At 52.9% G+C, this 3,000-nt stretch carries 2 protein-coding genes and 2 pseudogenes; 2 read left to right on the top strand and 2 right to left on the bottom strand.

From position 1 onward, the window contains the following. Window positions 1-760: pseudogene (locus HMPREF1051_RS12770) on the top strand (IS5 family transposase); the annotation flags it as partial. Between the two features lie 133 nt (window positions 761-893). On the opposite strand, the gene HMPREF1051_RS01730 reads toward HMPREF1051_RS12770, so the two are convergent. Then, on the bottom strand, window positions 894-1,166 hold the full coding sequence (locus HMPREF1051_RS01730) for a hypothetical protein (protein WP_036491188.1): 273 nt from the start codon (window positions 1,164-1,166) through the stop codon (window positions 894-896). 75 nt (window positions 1,167-1,241) lie between these two features. Here HMPREF1051_RS01730 and HMPREF1051_RS14035 point away from each other — a divergent pair, with 75 nt between their 5' ends. Beyond that, window positions 1,242-1,415 carry a hypothetical protein gene (locus tag HMPREF1051_RS14035; RefSeq protein WP_003763510.1) on the top strand — a complete coding sequence of 58 codons (174 nt, stop codon included), beginning with the start codon at window positions 1,242-1,244 and terminating at the stop codon, window positions 1,413-1,415. Window positions 1,416-1,576: 161 nt separating this feature from the next. Here HMPREF1051_RS14035 and HMPREF1051_RS15495 read toward each other — a convergent pair. Beyond that, window positions 1,577-2,613: pseudogene (locus HMPREF1051_RS15495) on the bottom strand (NAD(P)H-dependent flavin oxidoreductase). Between the last annotated feature and the right edge of the window lie 387 nt (window positions 2,614-3,000).

The following is a 3,000-nucleotide window of genomic DNA, read 5'->3' on the forward strand; positions in this document are numbered from 1 at the left end:
ACCCGCATCGACTTCAACCTGTTTTGCCGTTTTGACGAACTGAGCATCCCCGATTACAGCACCTTATGCCGCTACCGCAACTGGCTGGCGCAAGAGACACCCTGTCCGAATTGCTGGAACTGATCAACCACAACTGGCCGAAAAAAACCTAAAAGTAGAGAAGGCATCCGCCGCCGTCGTTGACGCCACCATTATTCAGACCGCCGGCAGCAAACAGCGTCAGGCCATAGAAGTTGACGAGGAAGGACAAGTCAGCGGCCAAACCACACCGAGCAAAGACAGCGATGCCCGCTGGACAAAGAAAAACGGCCTCTACAAACTCGGTTACAAACAACATACCCGTACCGATGAGGAAGGCTATATCGAGAAACTGCACATCACTCCTGCCAATACCCATGAGTGCAACCATCTGTCCCCTTTGTTGGAAGGCATTGCCGAAGGTACGACCGTCTATGCCGACAAAGGCTACGACAGTAAGGAAAACCGGCAACATCTGAAAGAGCATCAGTTGTTAGACGGCATTATGCGCAAAGCCTGCCGCAACCGTCCGCTGACGGAAGCGCAAACCAAACGTAACCGATATTTGTCGAAGACCCGTTATGTGGTCGAACAAAGCTTCGGTACGCTGCACCGTAAATTCCGCTACGCCCGGGCAGCCTATTTTGGTCTGCTCAAAGTGAGTGCGCAAAGCCATCTGAAGGCGATGTGTTTGAACCTGTTGAAAGCGGCTAACAGGCTAAGTGTGCCTGTTGCCGCCTAAAAGGCGGCCCGGATGCCTGATTATCAGGTATCCGGGGAGAAAAACGGGGATATTTAGCATGAAAACAGCCGAAAACCTGTGTTTGAGTTTCGGCTGTTGGGGGAGAAGGGAAAAGGGGTATTTTGCAAAAGTCTCATTCTGTTTGAATCTTTTTTCTAAAAATCTTAGTGATTAACCATCCCAGTAAAAACCACCAAATTGCATTCAGAAAGATAAATACCCAATTGGCTAACGGGCCATTTACATAATTGGAAACGAATAAGGACAAAATGGAAAAGGGAAAGGCTGAGACGAAGAGAAGAAAACCTCCCCAGCTCCCCTCTGTACTATCACCCAAAATAACCATTGATGCGATTAGATAGATTAATGCCAACAAGATGCCTAATTTATTTTTAAAGAAAGACATATATCATTTCCTCTTGTTTTCTATAAGAATAAAGCATAAATCAAAACGTTCACCAAATCGGGCGCTGCATTCCATATGGGCGGACGCTTCCGCGGAATCTCCGGTAAAGGGTTGCAATCGGTTTATGTTCAGGAAAAGCGATATCTGTCCGACGGCAGGCTGCGCATTACCCGCAAACCCCTGATTGACGGCAAATGGAAAACCTCCGGCACCACCAATCGACAAGCTCGGAAGAAACCCAATCCGTAGCGTGGGCTTTGCCCGCGAACCTGCTGTCCGACAATCCGAATCGGGCGGTTGTCTTTATCTTCATTCCGTGGCGGAGACCACGCTACGGGTCGTCTGAAAACCAGTTTTCAATTTTCAGACGACCTTTTTGCAACGTCCACCTTGCCCGTGTTCAAACTGTCCTAACGCTCGATGCCGCCGCACAACCGTTCGACGATTTCCGCCGCGCTGCCGGGGCGGCACAATCCTGCGTTTTGTCCTGCCCAAAATGGGGAAAAGTCATAGCAGCCTTGTTTTTCGGCGGCGGCTTTCAATGCGCCGACGGCTGCGCCTGCCAAGGGGAACGGGAGCGCTGCGTCATTCATCGGACCGGCTTCTCGTATGAAGCGGTTGTAAAGCCCGCGCGCCGCGCCGCCGCTGAACAAGTTGGTCACCACGGTATCTTCGGGACGGACGGTTTGGATGGCGGCGCGGTGGGCGGGTTTGGTCAGGGCTTCGTCTGCGAGCAGGAAGGCGGTTCCGACCTGTACTGCGGACGCGCCCAATTCCAACGCGGCGCGGACGGCGGCTGCATCGGAAACGCCGCCTGCGGCTATGACGGGCAGGCGCACGGCCTTGCGGGCAACAGGGCGAACAAGCCGCTTTGGCTGTCGGGATTGCGGTTTAAAAACCATCCCCGATGACCGCCCGCCTCCCACGCTTGGGCAATCACGACATCCGCGCCGTTTTGTTCCAGCCAGACGGCTTCTTCGACCGTCGTCGCGCTGCTCCACACTTCCGCACCCGTCGCTTTGACGCGCTGCAAGTATTCGGGCGCGGGTAGACCGAAGTGGAAGCTGACCACAGGCGGGCGGTAACGTTCCACACATGCCAACGCATCGGCATCAAACGGCTGCCGTCCGCCGCCGCTGGGAATGTCGTTTTCCGTCAGCCCGTAAGCCTCGAAATACGGACGCAACACGGCAAACCAGGCATCGTATTGCGCGCGTTCGGCAGACGGCGTGCGGTGGGCGAAAAAGTTGAGGTTGTACGGACGTTCTCCGCCTTCCTGCTTCATCCGAGCCAACGCTTTTTCCAAACCCACGGCATCGTACATCGCCCCCGCCAACGAACCCAAAGCGCCGGTTTTGCCGACAGCCAAAGGCAGCTCTGTGTCATGCGCAAACGCCATCGGCGCTTGAATCAGCGGATAGCGCAGTGAGGATAAAATGCGGCTCATGTCTGTTTCTCCTTGTAATCTGTTTGGTCAGCCGGCTTGAAATTTCTTCAGTTTAAATACGCGGACTGACCATGTGGAACATGGCTGAATTTTGCCACAAAAAATAGTCGGACATGACTGCAAGGTCGTCTGAAAACAAATCTTAGCGTTTTGTGTCAAGCGGGTGTTTGCGAAACCAAACATATTGAGACCTTTGCAAAATTTCTTTTCCTCCAACAACCGAAACCCAAAAACAGGTTTTCGGCTGTTTTCTCCCCCAATCACTCCTAATTTTACCCAAATACCCCCTTAATCCTCCCCGGATACCTGATAATAAGGCATCCGGACCGCCTTTTAGGCGCAAACAGGCACACTTAGCCTGTTAGCTGCTTTCAACAGGTTCAAACA

The sequence above is a fragment of the Neisseria sicca VK64 genome (assembly GCF_000260655.1).
Taxonomy (GTDB): domain Bacteria; phylum Pseudomonadota; class Gammaproteobacteria; order Burkholderiales; family Neisseriaceae; genus Neisseria; species Neisseria sicca_B.

Coding starts and splice junctions, on each gene's coding strand:
- HMPREF1051_RS01730 (WP_036491188.1), bottom strand. CDS start 1,166: ATGTCTTTCTTTAAAAATAAATTAGGCATCTTGTTGGCATTAATCTAT.
- HMPREF1051_RS14035 (WP_003763510.1), top strand. CDS start 1,242: ATGGGCGGACGCTTCCGCGGAATCTCCGGTAAAGGGTTGCAATCGGTT.